The sequence below is a fragment of the Mesorhizobium sp. M8A.F.Ca.ET.207.01.1.1 genome, from assembly GCF_004794715.1.
In the GTDB taxonomy this organism is placed as follows: Bacteria; Pseudomonadota; Alphaproteobacteria; order Rhizobiales; family Rhizobiaceae; genus Mesorhizobium.
This window is the reverse complement of record NZ_SRUS01000570.1, coordinates 1-284: the sequence shown is the minus strand read 5'-3', so window position 1 is coordinate 284 and position 284 is coordinate 1. Positions and strand designations below refer to the sequence as shown.

Here is a 284-nt window from a genome sequence, read left to right as displayed (position 1 = left end):
GCCAGGGCGGCAGCCATCAAGGCGTATGCGGGTGCCTCTGCAAACAGCGCCTGTTCGCGCGTCACCGGCCATTTAAAAGCCTCGCAGCCCGCGTCCTCGGCCATGGCGAGGCTGGTGCCCATAAGGATTGCGAACAGGCTGATGACGACTTTTTTCATGGCGGAAAGGCTGGCGCCCGCTTCCGCCGCCATCAGATAGCCGTCCCCGGTCAGCCCGGTGCCACCGAGGATGCGCTCGCGGAACGCACAGCCGCCGGTCGCCAGCACCACGGCCTTGGCGTCGAC

At 66.9% G+C, this 284-nt stretch carries 1 pseudogene; it reads right to left on the bottom strand.

The window, feature by feature from the left end:
- Positions 1–284, bottom strand: a pseudogene (locus EN850_RS35870) (hypothetical protein); the annotation flags it as partial.